The sequence below is a fragment of the Catenuloplanes niger genome, assembly GCF_031458255.1.
Classification (GTDB): Bacteria; Actinomycetota; Actinomycetes; order Mycobacteriales; family Micromonosporaceae; genus Catenuloplanes; species Catenuloplanes niger.
On the sequence record NZ_JAVDYC010000001.1, the window covers coordinates 1,287,225 to 1,303,732 of the forward strand.

17 protein-coding genes are annotated in these 16,508 nt (G+C 73.1%); 9 read left to right on the top strand and 8 right to left on the bottom strand.

The features are described 5' to 3' along the window. Positions 1–27: 27 nt before the first annotated feature. Complete coding sequence (locus J2S44_RS05590) at positions 28–1,140, bottom strand: cation diffusion facilitator family transporter (protein WP_310409565.1); 1,113 nt, start codon at positions 1,138–1,140, stop codon at positions 28–30. Positions 1,141–1,281: 141 nt separating this feature from the next. Here J2S44_RS05590 and J2S44_RS05595 point away from each other — a divergent pair, with 141 nt between their 5' ends. From J2S44_RS05595 to J2S44_RS05615, 5 genes are all read left to right on the top strand, one after another. Further along, positions 1,282–2,205 (top strand): class I SAM-dependent methyltransferase, encoded by a 924-nt coding sequence (locus J2S44_RS05595; protein WP_310409567.1) that lies wholly within the window; start codon positions 1,282–1,284, stop codon positions 2,203–2,205. Positions 2,206–2,320: 115 nt separating this feature from the next. After that, positions 2,321–3,343, top strand: a complete 1,023-nt coding sequence (locus tag J2S44_RS05600) for a glycoside hydrolase family 5 protein (protein ID WP_310409569.1) — start codon at positions 2,321–2,323, stop codon at positions 3,341–3,343. Between the two features lie 112 nt (positions 3,344–3,455). Further along, positions 3,456–3,995 (top strand): RNA polymerase sigma factor, encoded by a 540-nt coding sequence (locus J2S44_RS05605; RefSeq protein WP_310409572.1) that lies wholly within the window; start codon positions 3,456–3,458, stop codon positions 3,993–3,995. Beyond that, a complete protein-coding gene (locus J2S44_RS05610) occupies positions 3,980–4,735 on the top strand; it encodes a hypothetical protein (protein WP_310409573.1) in 756 nt (251 codons plus the stop codon). Before J2S44_RS05605 ends, J2S44_RS05610 begins: the two co-directional genes overlap by 16 nt. Positions 4,736–4,924: 189 nt before the next feature. After that, positions 4,925–5,893 (top strand): AraC family transcriptional regulator, encoded by a 969-nt coding sequence (locus tag J2S44_RS05615; protein ID WP_310409574.1) that lies wholly within the window; start codon positions 4,925–4,927, stop codon positions 5,891–5,893. A gap of 65 nt (positions 5,894–5,958) precedes the next feature. Here J2S44_RS05615 and J2S44_RS05620 read toward each other — a convergent pair whose 3' ends face one another. Further along, positions 5,959–7,107 (bottom strand): PucR family transcriptional regulator, encoded by a 1,149-nt coding sequence (locus tag J2S44_RS05620; protein ID WP_310409576.1) that lies wholly within the window; start codon positions 7,105–7,107, stop codon positions 5,959–5,961. Positions 7,108–7,246: 139 nt separating this feature from the next. Here J2S44_RS05620 and J2S44_RS05625 point away from each other — a divergent pair, with 139 nt between their 5' ends. From J2S44_RS05625 to J2S44_RS05635, 3 genes are all read left to right on the top strand, one after another. Further along, positions 7,247–9,460, top strand: coding sequence for an aminotransferase class III-fold pyridoxal phosphate-dependent enzyme (locus tag J2S44_RS05625; RefSeq protein ID WP_310409577.1), 2,214 nt, complete (start codon positions 7,247–7,249; stop codon positions 9,458–9,460). Continuing rightward, the gene (locus J2S44_RS05630; protein ID WP_310409579.1) at positions 9,461–11,047 is read left to right on the top strand and encodes a xylulokinase; all 1,587 of its coding nucleotides are present in this window, start codon (positions 9,461–9,463) and stop codon (positions 11,045–11,047) included. A gap of 271 nt (positions 11,048–11,318) precedes the next feature. Further along, entirely contained in the window at positions 11,319–12,047 is a 729-nt protein-coding gene (locus J2S44_RS05635; RefSeq protein ID WP_310409581.1) for a hypothetical protein, read from the top strand. Between the two features lie 171 nt (positions 12,048–12,218). Here the strand turns inward: J2S44_RS05635 and J2S44_RS05640 are convergent, their stop codons facing one another. From J2S44_RS05640 to J2S44_RS05655, 4 genes are all read right to left on the bottom strand, one after another. After that, positions 12,219–12,389, bottom strand: coding sequence for a hypothetical protein (locus tag J2S44_RS05640; protein WP_310409582.1), 171 nt, complete (start codon positions 12,387–12,389; stop codon positions 12,219–12,221). A gap of 84 nt (positions 12,390–12,473) precedes the next feature. Beyond that, positions 12,474–13,109: a maleylpyruvate isomerase family mycothiol-dependent enzyme gene (locus J2S44_RS05645; protein WP_310429487.1), complete on the bottom strand. Its 636-nt coding sequence runs from the start codon at positions 13,107–13,109 to the stop codon at positions 12,474–12,476. A 6-nt stretch (positions 13,110–13,115) separates the two neighbouring features. Continuing rightward, the gene (locus tag J2S44_RS05650; protein ID WP_310409583.1) at positions 13,116–13,766 is read right to left on the bottom strand and encodes a tetratricopeptide repeat protein; all 651 of its coding nucleotides are present in this window, start codon (positions 13,764–13,766) and stop codon (positions 13,116–13,118) included. Positions 13,767–13,972: 206 nt separating this feature from the next. Then, positions 13,973–14,608 (bottom strand): TetR-like C-terminal domain-containing protein, encoded by a 636-nt coding sequence (locus tag J2S44_RS05655; protein WP_310409585.1) that lies wholly within the window; start codon positions 14,606–14,608, stop codon positions 13,973–13,975. Between the two features lie 65 nt (positions 14,609–14,673). Here J2S44_RS05655 and J2S44_RS05660 point away from each other — a divergent pair, with 65 nt between their 5' ends. Then, entirely contained in the window at positions 14,674–15,726 is a 1,053-nt protein-coding gene (locus J2S44_RS05660; protein ID WP_310409586.1) for a medium chain dehydrogenase/reductase family protein, read from the top strand. A 34-nt stretch (positions 15,727–15,760) separates the two neighbouring features. On the opposite strand, the gene J2S44_RS05665 is transcribed toward J2S44_RS05660, so the two are convergent. Together J2S44_RS05665 and J2S44_RS05670 are read right to left on the bottom strand one after the other, a co-directional pair. After that, positions 15,761–15,985: a hypothetical protein gene (locus J2S44_RS05665; RefSeq protein WP_310409587.1), complete on the bottom strand. Its 225-nt coding sequence runs from the start codon at positions 15,983–15,985 to the stop codon at positions 15,761–15,763. 32 nt (positions 15,986–16,017) lie between these two features. Next, the gene (locus J2S44_RS05670) at positions 16,018–16,470 is read right to left on the bottom strand and encodes a hypothetical protein (protein WP_310409589.1); all 453 of its coding nucleotides are present in this window, start codon (positions 16,468–16,470) and stop codon (positions 16,018–16,020) included. Between the last annotated feature and the right edge of the window lie 38 nt (positions 16,471–16,508).

A 16,508-nucleotide genomic window follows, 5' to 3' on the forward strand; every position in this document is an offset into this window, starting at 1 on the left:
CCCTGGCCGCCCGCCCGGGCGGCCAGGTCAGATCGTTGCCGCGTGGCGGTGGTGGGACAGCGCGCTGTGGTGGGCGGCGCCGGGGTGGGTGGCCGGGTCGGTGTGGACGGTGACGCGGTCGAGGCGGGGGACGGCGTGGGTGAGGCGGTGTTCGGCGTCGGCGGCGATCTCGTGGGCGGCCTGGAGGGTGAGGTCGGCGTCGAGGACGATGTCGGCCTCGGCGTGCATGCGGTGGCCGATCCAGCGCAGGCGCAGGCCGGTGACGTCGCGGACGCCGGGGACGTGGCGCAGCGTGTGTTCGGCCGTGTCGACCAGGGCCGGGTCGACGCGGTCCATCAGGCGGCGGTAGACCTCGCGGGCGGCGTCCTTGAGGACGAACGCGATCGCGACCGCGATGATCAGGCCGACGACCGGGTCGGCCCGGTGCCAGCCGAGCGCGGCGCCGCCGGCGGCGGCGACCACGGCCAGTGAGGTGAAGCCGTCGGTGCGGGCGTGCAGGCCGTCGGCGACCAGCGCGGCGGACCCGATCCGGCGGCCGACCGCGATCCGGTACCGGGCGACGAGCTCGTTGCCGACGAACCCGATGACGCCGGCGGCGGCGACGAACGGCAGATGGGTGATCCCGGCCGGGTGCAGCAGCCGGTCGAGCGCGGTCCAGCCGGCCAGCACCGCGGAGCCGGCGATGACCAGCACGATCACGATCCCGGCCAGGTCCTCGGCGCGGCCGAAGCCGTAGGTGTACGCCCGGGTGGCGGCGCGGCGGCCGATCAGGAACGCGATGCCGAGCGGTACGGCGGTGAGCGCGTCCGCGACGTTGTGCAGCGTGTCGCCGAGCAGCGCGACCGAGCCGGAGAGCAGCACCACGGCGGCCTGGGCGAGCGCGGTGGCGCCGAGCGCGGCCAGGGAGATCCACAGGGCGCGCATGCCCTCGCGGGACGCCTCCAGCGCGGCGTCGACCTTGTCCGCGGTGTCGTGCGAGTGCGGTGTCAGCCGGTGCCGCAGCCACCCGGCGAGACCCGCACGGCCGTGCGCGTGCGTGTGGTCACGCGCCGGCGAATGCTCGTGCGCGTGCGAATGGTCGTGCGAATGGTCGTGGTGCCCGCCCATGGCCGCCTCCGGAATTCGCGGTGGAAAGACCACGCCGATATTAGGTGCCCGTGTACGCACGCGACAACGCGGCAGCTGCCAAGCCCGGGCAACAACCATCGGGGCGTCACCGCGCAATGACCGCACTCGCCCATTTCCGGATGACGCACCGGGGAGCCGCCCTATCATCGGCCCATGAGCCGCAAAACCGCGGAAGCCGTCGCGTGGCTGCGGACCGACCCGGATCTGGATTCGCTCGTCGACGCCTATCCGGCGGAATGGCAGCGGGTGCGACGCGACCTCGACGCGATGATCGCCCGGGACGACGCCGGGGAACTGAAGGCGTACATCACCCAGGTCTCCCGGCCCGAGGCGGCACGGCCGGGCCGGGCGCGCTCGCAGCGGGAGCGGCTGCTCGCCGAGGTGCGCCGGCAGATGGCCGTGCACCTGCTCAAACAGCAGATCCTCAGCGCGTCCACCGGCGTCACCGAGGGACGGGTACGGTTCGGGCTGGTCAACGGCTTCATCGCGCAGCGGCTGCTGTTCCGGCGCGCGCTGGAGCGCAGGCCCGTACCGCTGGGCAGGTTCCGGCTGATCTGGCCGTTGCTGACGCAGCGGCGGCGACTGATGCCGCTGGTGCAGAAGCGCGGCATCTGGTGTTTCTATTCGAAACCGCTCGTGCGGCAGCTGGCGCGACTGATCGACGGCCGCCCCTGCCTGGAGATCGCCGCCGGGGACGGCACGCTGTCGCGTTTCCTGCGGGCCGAGGGCGTCGATGTCGTGGCGACCGACGACCACAGCTGGAGCAACAGCATCGACTTTCCCGACGACGTGCTCGAGGAGGACGCGAGAACCGCGCTGAAACGGCATTCGCCGAAGGTCGTGATCTGTTCCTGGCCGCCCGCCGGAAACGCGTTCGAGCGATTCGTGTTCAGCACGCCGAGCGTGGAGCTGTACGTGGTGATCGGGTCGCGGCACCGGGAGAGCACCGGCGACTGGGACGCCTACGAGCGGCAGACCGGCTTCACGATGACCACGGACCCGCGCCTGTCCCGCCTGGTCCTGCCGCCGGAGATCGACCACGCCGTGCACCTGTTCCGCCGACGCGACGACGGGTAAGCATGTTCGTCCATGTCCTTTTCTGATCGAGTCAGCACGGGCGATCGCGCGCCCGGCCGCCCGGATGAACACTGTGTTGCATCGGTGTTACGGGCTCATCAGGAAGGACACGACAGTGCCGCACACGCTGAAACGCCTCCTCGCCGGCGCGCTCGCCGCGGTGACGATGATCCCGGTCGCCGCGGTCACCGGCGCCGCACCCGCGGCCGCGGCCACCAACCAGTTCCGGGGCATGAACTGGGCGGTGCTCGGCGACAACTTCAGCACCGGGCCGCTGGTCCTGCACGGGCTCAGCCAGTCCGACAGCAACGCGACCGTCCGCGCCAAGGCCAACGCGCTCTACGACGACATGGCCACGATCGGCGTCAACACGGTCCGGCTGCCGATCAACACGCACACCGTCGGCACCACCTGGTGGAACGCCTACCGTGGTGCGATCGACGCCGCCACCGCCCGCGGCTTCAAGGTCATCCTCGCCTACTGGGAGGACGGCGCCGCGTCCGGCGGCCGGATCACGAACCTGGCCGCGTGGAACACCATGTGGTCCAACGTGACGTACACCTACGGCGCGAACACCAACGTCTACTTCGAACCGATGAACGAGCCGCACGGCTACACCTCGGCCGAGTGGCGCACGGTCGCGGCGAACTGGATGAGCTACCACTACTCCGCGGTCCCGGCCCGCACGCTGATCGGTGGCACCGGGTACAGCCAGGACCTGCGGGACGTCTGCAACGACAGCCGGTTCAACGGCACGCTGCTGTCCTTCCACCACTACGCGTTCTTCTACAGCCCGATGACGTACGACGCGTTCCGTACCCACGTGCAGACCCGGCTCGGCACCTGCGCCTCCCGCGCGGTCGTCACCGAGTACGGCGCGCCGATGTCCACCGGGCTCAACTACGCGGACGCGAACAGCACCGACAACTTCGTCCGGCACATCCGCGCGGTCACCCAGGTGATGCGGGCCAACCAGATGGGCGGCGTCTACTGGCCCGCGCTCGGCGGCAAGCCCACCGGCACCTCCGGCTTCGACTACTACTCGATGTTCGCGCTGTCCGGCAGCGGTACCAGCCTCGACCTGACCGTGCGCAACGCCTCCGGCCGGGACCGCATCCGGTACGGCTGGGGTCTGTAGACCCGATCCAGGATCGCGCGTCCCGGCCGGCCCCGGGGCGCGCGATTCTCGTGTGTGACGGTCCCGGCGGGGCCGGACAGGTGCAGGGCATGGAGCAACGAGGAACACGAACATGAGGAACGCGGCCGACGAGGAACGGTTCCGGGCGCTGCACCGGGAGACGTTCGCCGACCTGCTGCGCTTCGTCGAGCGGCGGGTGCCGCCCGACGAGGCCGAGGACGTCGTGTCCACGGTCTTCCTGACCGCCTGGCGGCGCTTCGACGACCTGCCGGACGACACCCGGCCGTGGCTGTTCGCGGTGGCCCGCAAAACCATGGCGAACCGCACCCGCGGCTGGCTGCGCCGCCGGGCGCTCGACGTCCGGCTGGCGGCCGCCGAGCCGGCCCACGTGCCGGACGACAGCACCGGCACCGCGGCCCGCGTCGACCTGGAACGGGCCTGGCGCGCGCTGAGCCCGGCCGACCGGGAGGTGCTCGCGCTGGTCGCGTTCGACGGCCTGACCGCGGAGCAGGCCGCCACCGTTCTCGGCTGCCGGCGCGGCACGTTCACGATGCGGCTGTCCCGGGCCCGCCGGCGCCTGTCCGACGCCCTCGAACCCGCCCGCCCCACCCGCCCCCACACCGTCAGGGAGACGTCATGGACGCAAGCATGAAGGACCTGGACCGCCTCGCCGTCCTCGACCCGGCCCGGGGCCGCGAGCCCGGCCCGGTGGAGTGGGCCCGCGCGGAGGCCTCGCTCGAGCGCACCATCGCCGGCACGCCGAAGCACCGGCCGGCGCCCCGCCGGTGGATGATCGCCGGCACCGTGGCCGTGGCCGCGGGCGTGGCCGGCGCGGTCGTGGTCCCGGCGCTGCTGCCCGGCACCGCGGAGCGGGCCGTCGCCGCCTGGACGGCCGCGCCCGCCACCCGCACCGGTGAGCAGGTGATGGCCCAGGCGGCAGCGTGCGCCGCGCTCGACGTCGGCGGCGTCACCACCGCCGCACCGGACGACGTGCTCCTCGCCGAGCAGCGCGGCGTCGCCACCCTGCTGATCATGCGTAAGGGTGACACGGTCGTCGAGTGCCTGAGCGTGGGCGACGACGGATTCGCGACGATGTCGTTGACCGACAGCCTTCCGCAGGCCCCGCCGGCCGGCTGGCCGGTGAACCTGGAGACGATGAGCTCCTTCGGCTCCCGGGACAACATGTGGTCCAACGTGGTCGGTCTCGCCGGACCGGACGTCACGGGCATCGACGTGCGCACCGACGACGGCCGCGTCGTCCACGCCAGCGTGCGCTCCGGCTGGTGGGCGGCCTGGTGGCCGGGCAGCGAGGGCGGCGAGGTGGACGCGATCGCCGTCACGGTGCACACCGCGGACGGCTCGACCACCCACCGGCCGTCGCAGCTGCCGTGACGCCGGCACGGTGACGGGCGACTCGGCCGGTCCGCCGCAACGACTGATCATGAGGTCGGACGTCGCGGACCGGCCGATGTCGTCCGACCGATGACGGACGATTCATACTCACTCCTTCGGGTGCCCGGTGCGAGATGGCGGAGAGAGTTACCCTCACACCGTCCATCAAGTTCGGTCACAGGGAGCGACGTGCACCTGTCACTGCGCACCGACGACCTCGACCAGGCACGTGGCGCGGTCGTCGACGGCTACTACGGCTCACGACTCGACGTGCTCGGCCAGGCGGCGCCGGTCGGCGCCGTGTTCGACCTGCTCGTGAACAACACCATGACGATCGGCCTGATGCGCTTCGCCGTGGACGTGCGCACCCGGACCCCCGAACTCGGCTCCTACCACGTGAACCTGCCGCTGGACGGGAACCTCAGCTGGCAGCAGCCGCACGCCGGACCGCGGATCGCCACCCCGAAGGAGGCCGCCGTCTACCGGCCGGAGGGCTACACGCTGGTCGACCGGTGGCCGGCCGGCACCCGGCTGCTCGCGGTCAAGGTCGACCGGGAGACCATGGAGCGCACACTCGGCCGCATGATCGGCCGCCCGGTCGAGGAGTCGATCCTGCTCGCCCCGGTCATGAACGTCGTCGACGGTCCCGGCCGCACCTGGACCGGACTGGTCCGGCTGCTGGCCGCCCAGTCCCGCGGCCCGGACGGGCTCGCCGCCCACCCGCTGCTCGGCCCGCAGATCGCCGAGGCCGCGGTGCGCGCGCTGCTGCTGTCCGTCGACCACCAGTTCGCCGAGCTGCTGCACGACCCGTTCAGCCGGCCGGCCACCTCCGCGTCGATCCAGCGGGCGCTGGACGCGATCCACGACGCCCCGGAGCTGCCCTGGACGCTCAGCGAACTGGCCCGCCGGGCGCGCGTGAGCACCCGTACGCTGCAGATCGGCTTCCGGCGGCACTGCGGCGCCACCCCGACCGCCTACCTGCGCGACGTCCGGCTCACCCGCGCCCACCTTGAACTGCGCGTCTCCGACCCGGCCGCCACCAAGGTCACCGAGATCGCCAGCCGGTGGGGTTTCGTGCACATGGGGCGATTCGCGGCCAGCTACCGCGCCCGCTACGGCTGCCAGCCCTCCGACACGCTGCACGACGTCTCGCCCTAGCAGCGGCGGGGCGGGGCCTCAGCCCGCCGTGCACTCCCGTGCGAGCGACCCCACGCCGCGCGGGATCAGGTCCAGGCCGAGGCCAGCACCAGCTGCAGCTCGAAGCGGATCACCGGGTCGTCCAGGTCGTCGCCGAACGCGTCGCGGAGCCGGCCGAGCCGGTAGCTGACCGTCTGCGGGTGCACGAACAGTTCCGCGGCCACGGCCGTGCGCGAACCCCAGTGCCGCAGCCAGCTCTCCAGCGTGCGCAGCAGCTGGGCGCGGCGGGCCGGCGAGAGCCCGTCCAGCGGTGCCAGCCGGCGGGCGCGCAGCGTGGACAGCGCGCCCGGCGCGCCGCGCAGCACCAGCGCGGTCAGGTGGTCGTCGGCGAAGACCGGGGACGGGCCGGTGCCGGTCAGCGCGGCGGCCCGCTCGGTCAGCACGACCGCCTCCGGCAGCGCGGCCCAGGCGGCGGCCGGGCCGACCACCGCGTCCCGGCCGGTCAGCGCCTCGGTCAGGACGGCCCGGTCGGCGCGCGGGCCGGTCCGGATCAGCAGCACGGCGTCGGCCGCGCGCTCGGCGACCAGGCCGTCACCACCGAACCGGAACCGCACGTCGCGGGCGTGCTCCAGCGGGAACAGCACCGGCACCAGCGTGTCCGGCTCGGGCCAGCCGATCGCGGCGGCCGCCTCCCGTACCGTGGCGGCCTGTCCGCCGCCCCGCAGCAGCAGGTCGGCGACCTGCCGGCGGCGGCGCTCCCCCTCACCCGCCTGTTCGCGCAGCTGACGGGCCAGGCCGTCGGTGCAGGCCGCGGCCAGCTCGTCGACGTAGGCACTGACCGCGTCGCTGAGGTCGATCAGCTCGTCGACGCTGACCGGCCGCAGCCCGGCCAGCGCCTCCGACGCCAGGCGCAGCATCAGCCGGGACGCGGTGCGCAGCGCGCCGAGCAGCAGCTCCGGGCCGCGGTTCTCGCGTGCCTCGCCGGCGCCGAGCGCGACGAACACCTCCCGGATCCGCGGCGGCAGCGCGGGCTCGTCCGTGCCGGCCAGGTCCGCGAACCGTTCCAGCGCGACCTGCACCGGCGCGCGCACGTCCCGGTCGACGTGCGCGCCGGCCGCGAACGCCGGGGTGGTGGCCGCGACCGCGTCCGCGATCGTGCGGGCCGCCGACGGCAGCCGGGGGCGCATCGCGGCGGCCAGGTCGGCGGGCAGGCGATGCCAGGGAGTGGCGTCCACCCCGGCATTTTGTCACCCGGTGATAAAGCACGGCGGATATGTTGCTGTCATCGAGACGGTGCACATCCCTGCGTACCGGCGCGACCATGGGGTTGGACACGCCCGTCGACAGGCAAGGACCGCCACTGTGAAACACCGGATGTCTCGCCAGCACGTGGTCGACATGTGCCGGACCATGCTCGACCGGGGCTATCTGAAGGCCACCGAGGGCAACGTCTCGGTGCGGGTGCCCGGCCACGAGCTCTACGCGGTCACGCCCAGCAACTACGACTACGACCGGATGCGCGTCGAGGACGTCTGCATCGTCGACTTCGCCGGCAAGCACGTGCCGGACCCGGACGGCGCGGGCGGGCTGGTCCCGTCGATCGAGTGCGGCATGCACGCCAACGTCTACCGCGAGCGGCCGGACGTCAACGCGATCGTGCACACCCATCAGCCGTACGCGTCCGCGCTGGCCTTCCTGCGCAAGGAGATCCCGGCGCTGACCGACGAGCAGGTGCGCTTCCTGGGCAAGAAGGTCGCGATCATCGACTACGCGCCGTCCGGCACCGGCTTCCTGGCCAAGAACGTGCAGAAGAAGGTGGCCGGCGGCGACAACGCGTTCATCATCGCCAACCACGGCGTGGTCGCGCTCGGCACCGACCCGAGCCGCGCGGTGTTCAACATGGCGCTGCTGGAGAAGGTGTCGATCGCCTACCTGATGGCGCTGACCAGCGAGGCCGGCAAGGTCTACACGATTCCGGCACCGATCCGGGAGATCGCGTTCGGCAAGCTCCGCAAGGACGAGAAGCGGATCGCCGCGCAGATCACCGAGGCGGTCGAACCGATCCGGATCGCCGACGACGCGGTGGCCCCCTCCACGCGGGAGGACCCGGCGGCACCGTCCATCGCGGCGGCCGGCGACGCGCCCGGCTACATGATCAGCGAGTACCTCGACGTCGACGACACCATGCGCCGGCTCAAGGCGCTGGTCGCCCAGCCGGTCCGCGGGCTGCGGCACGACGCCATGCTCGACGTGCTCAACTACTTCGAGACCAGGTGCACCGCCAGCAAGGAGATCACCGAGCGGGCCAAGAAGCGCATCCCCGGCGGCGTGCAGCACAACCTGGCGTTCAACTACCCGTTCCCGCTGGCGATCGAGGCCGCGCACGGCGCGCACCTGACCGACCGGGACGGCAACGTCTACATCGACTTCCTCCAGGCCGGCGGCCCGACCATCCTGGGCAGCAACTACGCGCCCGTCAACGAGCGCGTCGCCGAGGTGATCAAGGAGTCCGGGCCGGTCACCGGCCTGTTCCACGAGTACGAGCTGAAACTCGCCGAGATCATCCACCGGTACATGCCGCACATCGAGATGTACCGGTCGCTCGGCTCCGGCACCGAGGCCGTGATGGCCGCGGTCCGCGCCGCCCGCGCGCACACCGGCAAGAAGATGGTGATCAAGGTCGGCGGCGCTTACCACGGCTGGTCCGACACCATGGTCCTCGGCCTGCGTGTGCCCGGCACCTACCGGATGAACGCCAAGGGCATCCCGTTCGGCGCCACCGGCCGTACCCGCGAGTCCTTCCCGCACGACCTGGGCGTGCTGAAGCGCAAGCTGATCGAGAACCGGATGCGCGGCGGCACGGCCGCGGTCGTGGTCGAACCGTTCGGGCCCGAGTCCGGCACCCGCCCGGTGCCGAAGGACTACAACGCGGCCGTGCGCAAGCTCTGCGACGAGTTCGGCGCGCTGCTCATCTTCGACGAGGTGGTGACCGGCTTCCGGACCGGCCTCGGCGGCGCCGCCGGCTACTTCGGCGTCACCCCCGACCTGACCGTGTTCGGCAAGGCCGTCTCCGGCGGCTACCCGATGGCCGGCGGCGTCGGCGGCCGCGCGGACGTGATGGCCGTCTTCGGCTCCGGGCTGGACGGCAAGAGCGGCGCGCACATCCAGGTCGGCGGCACGCTGTCGGCCAACCCGCTGTCCTGCGCGGCCGGCTACTTCGCCATCGAGGAGATGGCCCGCACCGACGCGCCGGTCGTCGCCGGCCGCGCCGGGGACCGGCTCACCCACGGGCTGCGCAAGCTCATCGACACGTACGGGCTGCCGTACGTCGCCTACAACCAGGGCTCGATCGTCCACCTGGAGTGCAGCGGCGTGATGTTGCTCGACATGCGCAACCCGGTCAAGCTGCTCAAGGAGAACAAGGCCCGCAAACGCCTGATGGAGCAGATGGGCGCCGCCTACGCCGCGCACGGCATCATCACTCTGGCCGGCTCGCGGATGTACACCTCGCTCGCCGACACCGACGACGTCATCGACGACGCACTCGCCCGCTTCGACCAGGTCTTCGCGCAGGTCGAGGGAGTGTAGATGGCCGTACCGCCGCAGGTTCTCGCCATCGATCTCGGCACCTCCGGCATGAAGGCCGCGCTGGTCGCCGCGGACGGCACCGTCACCGGCTGGGCCGACCGGGCGGTGCCGCTGCACGTGCTGCCCGGCGGCGGCGCCGAACAGGACCCGCACGCCTGGTGGGACGCGCTCGCCGAGGTCGTCGCCGACCTCGGCCGGGCGTTCCCCGAGCACCTGCGCGCGGTCACCACCATCTGCTCCTCCACCCAGGGCGAGGGCACGATCGCGGTCGACGCGGCCGGCGAACCGCTGACCCGGTGCATCAGCTGGCTCGACATGCGCGGCGCCGAGCACCTGCGCCGGCAGTTCGGCGGCTTCCCCGCGTACGACGGCATGTCGGTGTTGAAGATCGCCCGCTGGCTGCGGCTGACCGGCGGCATGCCGTCCCCGACCGGCAAGGACCCGGCCGCGCACATGCTGTTCGTCCGGGACACCATGCCGGAGGTCTACGCCAGGACCGCCACGTTCCTGAACGTGCTCGACTGGATCAACCTCAAGCTCACCGGCCGGACCGTCGCGACCGTCGACTCGATCCTCACCTCCTGGGTCACGGACAACCGCGACCCCGCCGACATCCGCTACTCCCCCGCGCTCGTCACCGCCAGCGGCATCGACCGGGACAAGTTCCCGCCGATCGTCGCCTGCACCGAGGTGGTCGGCGGCCTCTCCCCCCAGGCCGCCGACCACCTCGGCCTACCCACGTCCGTGCGGGTCGTCGCGGGCGCGATCGACAACACCGCGGCCGCGATCGGCGCCGGCACCGTCCGCGACGGCGACGCCCACCTCTACCTCGGCACCTCGTCGTGGATCGCCGCGCACGTGCCGGCGAAGAAGACCGACGCGCTCACCGGCATCGCCGCGGTCCCGTGCGCCGTGCCCGGCCGTTACCTGATGACCGCGCTGCAGGCCACCGCCGGGGCGAACCTCACCTGGCTGCGGGACAAGATCGTCGAGTACGACGACCCGCTGGTCACCGCCGGCCACGTCAGCCGCGACGAGAACCGGATCTTCGACGCGTTCGACACGATCATCCCGACCGTCCCGCCCGGCGCCGACGGCGTGCTCTACATGCCCTGGCTCTACGGCGAGCGCGTCCCGGTCGACAACCCGCACCTGCGCGCCGGCTTCCTCAACATCTCGCTGCACACCTGCCGCTCCGACCTGCTCCGCGCGGTCTTCGAGGGCGTCGCGCTGAACACCCGGTGGATGGCCGGCCCGGTCGGCAGGTTCCTCGGCGCGCCGCTGTCCACGATCGTGATCACCGGCGGCGCCGCCCGCTCCCGTTCCTGGTGCCAGATCTTCGCCGACGTCCTCAACATCGAGGTCCGCCGGGACAGCGCACCGGTCGCCGTCAACGCGCGCGGTGCCGGCTGGATCGGCGCGGTCGGCACCGGGCAGCTCTCGTTCGCCGACATCCCGGCGCTGGCCCGCAACGACGAGGTCTTCACGCCCGGGCCGGACCGCGCCGCCTACGACCAGATCTTCGACACGTACACCTACGCGTACCGGCGGCTGGCCCCGCTCTACAAGAGAATCAACCATCGATGACCCGCCGTCGGCGTGGGCGCGTTCCGGTGCCCGCGCGGGCGGCCTCCCCGGCGTGACCCGGATCGTCGAGTACGCGATCTACCGGGTCCGCGACGGCCGCTTCGTCCAGATGACCGACCTGCACGACTCGGCGGAGATGCTGCGCCGGCTGACCGCCTGATCGTCGATCGCGGTGGACCGGGTCGCGTTCCCGGGCGGGTTACCCCCGAAATCATGCCGGTGTCGGTGGCGAACCGGGCCACCCGCGGGCCCCGCGACGAGAATTCGGCCCATGACTGTTCGGCGGTACGCAGACATGACCGACGCCAACGGCACGGCCGCCACCCGGGCCACGCCGCGGCACCGCGCCGTCACCGGCGTGCTGACGGCGCTGCTGGTGGCCGTGCCGCTGACCGCGTGCGCGAACGGCGGCACGGCCGGCGCGGGCGGGTCCACGCCCGCGGCCACCGGCACCTCGGCGCCGTCACCGGGCGCGTCCGGCGGGGCGGCGGCCGGCCGGGTCGACGAGGCGACGCTGAAGGAGTCGCCGCTGACGCTGCCGGCCTGGACGAACACGGCGGCCGAGTTCTGCCCGGGCGGCGAATACCGGTTCACCGACGGCCGGGCACCCAACAAGCAGGCGATGACCGTGGACATCGAGGACGTCGCCTACGTCGACATCGACGCCGACGGCACCGAGGAGACCGTGGCGATGCTCGTCTGCTACATCGGCCAGGCCGGCGAGTACCAGGTGGTCGCGTTCGACCGGACCGGCTCCGACCGCATCGACACGGTCGGCACCGTGGTCATGGCGAAGCTGATGGACGAGCCCGACGGCAGCGTCGTCAACATGGACGGCGTCCGGGCCGACGGCAACGCGGTCGCCGTCCGCGTCGGCGACCGCTACGTCTGCTGCGGCGGCGACCCCGACCTGATCAACTGGCAGTGGCGCTCCTACGCGTTCGACAACGGCGCCTTCACCCAGGTCTCCGGGGACCGCGAGTTCCCACCCGGCCGCTGACCGGGGCCACGCCCGGCCACTCGCCGGGCAAACCATCCGGTACGGCACCGCGGCCGGAGGCGCCTCGGGTATCCGGACGGTCATCTCATGCTGTCGTGCCGGTGGAATTCGGCCGGCCATGGGGTGAGCAGACCCTCGACCGGGTCGAGGGTCCGCTCACGGGAAACGCGGTCAGCTCATCGGCGTGACGTCCGGGGCCGGCCGGCCGCTGGGCTCGCCGGGCACGGCGCCGCCGTCCGGGTCCTCCTCGGGTGCGGCGGGACGGTCACGCTCCGGCGTGTCGGTGAGGTCGATGGGGCGCTCGATGTCGGGCATTCCGTTCGGATCCGGAACCGTGGTCATGGCATCCTCCTGAACTCGATGCCCTCTCCGTACCCACGGTCACGCGGGCCATGCCGATGGACGCGACCGGGTTGCCGGCCGGGGCTATGACGTGCAGCGAGAGCGCAGAACGGGTACGCCGGGACCGCTCAGCTCGTCGCAGAACGTGACGCGGCCGGCCATCGCCATGGTCAGCGCGAGCGTGCCGCCGGTGACCAGCGGGCCGTCACCGGCGGTGAACGGGCCGTCGTCGGCACGCAGCCGCAGGTCACGGACGAGCGTGCGGCTGTTGACGGCGAAGTCGCGGGCCGCGAAGAACTCCGCGACCGCGGTGACCGACTCGATCGGCGGCGCGTAGGCGCGGCCGAGCGGGCGCAGGATGTCCTGCCCGTGCACGATCACCTCGCCGAGCCAGGCCGGAACGTCGCCGGTGGGCGCGGTCGTGCCGGTGACGATCGCGCGGTAGCGGGCCAGCGTCTCCGCGGGCGTGGCGCCGCGGTGCGCGGCGAGCCGGCGGCGGTTGTGCACGTCCGCGTCGAACCGGGCGCCGAGCATGCTGACCAGCCAGCGTACGGTGCCGACGCTGGCGCCCGCGGTCAGGTGCGCGACGACCTCCTCCACGGTCCACTCGCCGCACAGCGACGGCCGGGCCCACTCGTCGTCGGTCAGGCCGGCCAACTGATCGGCGAGCGCGGCCCGCTCGGCGTGGACGGCGGGCCAGAGGGTGTGCGAGGCGGCGATGGCGGGTCAGCTCCTGGGTGGGGCGCCGAGACGGCGGGCACGGGCGGTTCCGGCCGGATCATCGCACGGGTCGGCCGACGGCCGTCGACGCGCGGGTGGACGGCGTCGCGGCCTAATCCTGATTCCGCGCCGCGGCCTCGTTCCCGCCGCGGCCTCGTTCCCCGCCGCGGCCTCGTTCCCCGCCGCGGCTTCGCTCCGTGCGGGGTCGAGTTGTGCGGTCAGGCGCGCCAGGCCGTCGCGGATCAGGCTGCCGTAGTCGTCGTCGCCGAGCGCGGTGATCCGGGACCGGGCCCGGTCGAGGTGCTCGCGGGCGGTGTCGAGGTCGCCGAGCCGGCGGTGGCAGTCGGCGAGGTTGAGGTGCAGCGACGGGTACAGCCCGGCGACGGTCAGTGGCACTCCCGCGCGCGCCAGCCGGTCGTCGGTCAGCTCACCGACCGCAGCCAGCGCCCGCTCGTCCCAGAGCAGTTCCTGCCGTACGTCGTCCTGCACGTCGGCCATCGAGTGCGCCAGCACGCTGACGTGCAACGGATCGCCCTGCTCACCGCCGATGTCGGCCCAGATCCGCGCGAACATCTCGCGGGCCTCGACCCGCCGTCCCTGTCCGTGGTGCATCGCCACGGCCGCACCGATGCGCTCCATGGTCGGGTCCTCGGTCATCCACGCCTCCCGTCACCGCCGGCCCGGACGGGCCGCCGGGGGCATCGAACCATGGTGGACGGCCGTTGCGGGGACGGTGCCGTGACCCACGACGTGACCGGCAGGGAGGCCGCCCGCGGCCGACCGGTGCCCGCGGGAGCACGCCCGGAGCGACCGGGCCGGAAGCGGGAAAAGGATCTCGGGCGTGCTCCCGCGCAGCGGGGGTGTCAGTCCTCGCGCAGGTGGGCGAGCGCGCCGACGAGGCGGTCCTCGATGTCGGCGGGCCAGGGGAACGCGGCGGTGACCGCGCGCTGGTGGGCGAGGCCGTGCAGGCCGAGCCAGAGCGCGATCGCGTCGGCGGCCGGGTCGGTGCCGGTGGAGACGCCGGCGGCGGCGCAGTCGGCGAGCGCGCCGGAGATGAGGCCGAGGCTGTCCGCGCCGAGCGTGGCCAGGTCCTCCTCGGTCACCGAGGACTCGCCGAGCGTGGGGACCCAGAGGCCGCCGAACATGGTGCGGTAGCGCTGCGGGTGGGTGCGCGCGAAGTCGAGGTAGGCGGCGCAGATGGCCCGCAGCCGGCGGCGCGGGTCGCCGGCGGCGGACTCGACGGCCGCGCGCAGGACCGCGTCGAGCTCGGCGAATGCGCTGCGGACCACGGCCAGCATGATGGCCGGCTGGTCCGGAAAGTGCGGATAGATGGAGGGCGCCGCGATGCCGGCGCGCCGGGCGATCGCACGGAGCGTGAGCGCGCGTTCGTCGCCGGCCTCGTCGAGCAGTTCCACGGCCGCCTTGACGATCTCTTCGCGCAGCAGTCCGCCCTGGCCGCGGCGGTTACGGGAGCGGGCGGGGGCCTCGGTGTCGGTCATGCCGCACAGCCTAACTTACAAGCGTTACCTTGCGCTCGTTAGCTTACGTGTGTAAGTCTATCGGCATGGAGGCACTCATGAACGCCACGCACACCGTCACCGAGATCGTCCTGCCCGGCCCGGTCGAGCCGGACGGGCTGCGGGTCCGCACCCGGCCGATGCCGGAGCCGGCCGCCGGGCACGCGCTGCTTCGGATGGACGCGACCGGCGTCTCGTTCGCCGAGCAGCAGATGCGCCGCGGCAAGTACTACGACCAGCCCGCGTTCCCGTTCGTCCCCGGATACGACGTGGTCGGCACCGTGATCGCGGTCGGCGCCGGCGTGGACCCCGCGATGGTCGGCCGGCGATACGCCGCGATCACCAAGATCGGCGCGTGGGCCAGCCACCTGGAGCTGCACGCCGGCGACCTGGTCGGCATCCCGGACGGGGTGGACCCGGCCTCGGCCGAGACCGTGGTGGTCAACGGCGTCACCGCCTGGCAGATGCTGCACCGCACGGCCCGGGTCCGGCGCGGCGGCACGGTCGTGGTCCTCGGCGCCAACGGCGGCGTCGGCAGCACGCTGGTGCAGCTGGCCCGGCACGCCGGCATCACCGTGATCGGCACCGCGTCGCCGCGCCACCACGACATGCTCCGCGCGCTCGGCGTCACCCCGGTCGACTACCGCGACCCGGCGATGTACGACCTCATCCGCGAGGCCGCGCCGGACGGGGTGGACGCGGTCTTCGACCACGTCGGCGGGCCCGGCCTGGAGCGGTCCTGGCAGCTGCTGCGGCGCGGCGGGACGCTGGTCTCCTACGGCACCGCCGCCACCAAGGACGAGGCGGGCAACTCGCAGTTGCCGGTGCTGAAGCTGTTCGGCCGGCTGGCTCTGTGGAACTACGCCCCGAACGGCCGCAGCGCGCACTTCTACAACCTGTGGGCCGGGCACCGGAACATCTCGGCGTACCGGGCGCGGATGCGCGAGGACCTCACCGCGGTACTGCGCCTGCTCGCCGACGGCGTGCTCGCACCGCAGATCGCGGCGCGCTTCCCGCTCTCCGAGGCCCCGGCCGCGCTGGCGCTCGCCGAGTCGCGCACGGTCGCCGGCAAGGTCGTCCTGGTGCCGGACGCCGCCTGAGACGGTGCCGGCCCGGGCGCGGCACGGCGGGACCTCAGCCGGTGTCGCCGCCGGCCGGCCGGGGCGCCGCCGCGCGCAGGGTGGCGGCGAGGCGGTCGGCGGCACCGGCGGTGCGGCGGCGGCGCAGGTCACCGGAGAGGTGCAGGGTGACGCGGCGTTCCCGCTCGCCGAGCCGGACGAGCGCGACCTCGCCGCCCGGCTCGCCGTCCGCGGCGGTACGGTCACCGCCCGGCACGCCGGGCAGCGGATCGGTGCTCATCGTCGGACCTCCCGGTTCGGCGGCCGCGCCGGTCACGAGTCGACCGCGTCCTCGGCCTCGGCGCACGCGGTGATGGCCATTTCCAGCGCGGTACCGAGATCGTCGTCGTCGTCGCGGCGCAGCGCGTCGAAGATCTCCTGGGCGCGCCGCATGCACGGCAGCAGCGCGTCGCGTTCACCGGTGACCTCGGACAGCTGGTCCTCGGTGTTTTTCAGCCGGGCGTCCAGGTCGGTGGCGCGGCGCTCCGTCTCGGTGATCGCGGCGTCGCGGTCGCGCAGCAGCGCCTCGGTCGCGTTGTGCCGGCGACGCTCGTTGACGTAGAGGCCGAGCCCGGTCCCGGCGAGCACGAGCAGCAGCAGGCACACCACACCGAGCACCAGCGTGGTGACCGGCAGCTGGTTACCCGCCGGCGGCGGCGCGGCGTAGGTGGGACCGGCCGGCGCCGGGTACTGGTGGCCCTCCGGCCCGTACTGCGGGTACGACATGACGCCCCTTTCGGCTCAGGTGCAGCGTATTGACCATG

Bases quoted from the DNA above. Each gene is read 5' to 3' on its own strand.
- J2S44_RS05640 (WP_310409582.1), bottom strand. From the start codon at position 12,389: ATGACCACGGTTCCGGATCCGAACGGAATGCCCGACATCGAGCGCCCC.
- J2S44_RS05660 (WP_310409586.1), top strand. From the start codon at position 14,674: ATGGAGGCACTCATGAACGCCACGCACACCGTCACCGAGATCGTCCTG.
- J2S44_RS05655 (WP_310409585.1), bottom strand. From the start codon at position 14,608: ATGACCGACACCGAGGCCCCCGCCCGCTCCCGTAACCGCCGCGGCCAG.
- J2S44_RS05630 (WP_310409579.1), top strand. From the start codon at position 9,461: ATGGCCGTACCGCCGCAGGTTCTCGCCATCGATCTCGGCACCTCCGGC.
- J2S44_RS05650 (WP_310409583.1), bottom strand. From the start codon at position 13,766: ATGACCGAGGACCCGACCATGGAGCGCATCGGTGCGGCCGTGGCGATG.
- J2S44_RS05605 (WP_310409572.1), top strand. From the start codon at position 3,456: ATGAGGAACGCGGCCGACGAGGAACGGTTCCGGGCGCTGCACCGGGAG.
- J2S44_RS05625 (WP_310409577.1), top strand. From the start codon at position 7,247: ATGTCTCGCCAGCACGTGGTCGACATGTGCCGGACCATGCTCGACCGG.
- J2S44_RS05665 (WP_310409587.1), bottom strand. From the start codon at position 15,985: ATGAGCACCGATCCGCTGCCCGGCGTGCCGGGCGGTGACCGTACCGCC.
- J2S44_RS05610 (WP_310409573.1), top strand. From the start codon at position 3,980: ATGGACGCAAGCATGAAGGACCTGGACCGCCTCGCCGTCCTCGACCCG.
- J2S44_RS05595 (WP_310409567.1), top strand. From the start codon at position 1,282: ATGAGCCGCAAAACCGCGGAAGCCGTCGCGTGGCTGCGGACCGACCCG.
- J2S44_RS05635 (WP_310409581.1), top strand. From the start codon at position 11,319: ATGACTGTTCGGCGGTACGCAGACATGACCGACGCCAACGGCACGGCC.
- J2S44_RS05670 (WP_310409589.1), bottom strand. From the start codon at position 16,470: ATGTCGTACCCGCAGTACGGGCCGGAGGGCCACCAGTACCCGGCGCCG.